General features: G+C 52.0%; 2 tRNA genes. Both read right to left on the reverse strand.

The features are described from left to right. Positions 1-152: 152 nt before the first annotated feature. Positions 153-225 (reverse strand) — tRNA-Ala (locus tag KNO69_RS15245). A 22-nt stretch (positions 226-247) separates the two neighbouring features. Beyond that, a tRNA-Ile gene (locus tag KNO69_RS15250) sits at positions 248-324 on the reverse strand. Between the last annotated feature and the right edge of the window lie 109 nt (positions 325-433).

Below are 433 nucleotides of genomic sequence, written 5' to 3' on the forward strand. Positions count from 1 at the left end.
CGTCGCGTCCTTCATCGGCTCCTAGTGCCAAGGCATCCACCGTACGCCCTTTCTACCTTGATCTAGCGTCTAAGACACACGGTCCATTACGGACCATATGTGAAATTGGTTTTTGATGTCTTGATGAATCTTCAGTTTTCAAGGAACAAAAGTGGAGCCTAGCGGGATCGAACCGCTGACCTCCTGCGTGCAAGGCAGGCGCTCTCCCAGCTGAGCTAAGGCCCCGTATTGGAATTGTTCATAAAAATGGTGGGCCTAAGTGGACTCGAACCACCGACCTCACGCTTATCAGGCGTGCGCTCTAACCGGCTGAGCTATAGGCCCTCTTAGAGAGGTTTTGGTCTCTCAAAACTGAACGATGGGCAATGCCACATGGGCATTTTCCTTAGAAAGGAGGTGATCCAGCCGCACCTTCCGATACGGCTACCTTGTT

This window comes from Exiguobacterium sp. s131 (assembly GCF_018617345.1).
In the GTDB taxonomy this organism is placed as follows: Bacteria; Bacillota; Bacilli; order Exiguobacteriales; family Exiguobacteriaceae; genus Exiguobacterium; species Exiguobacterium profundum.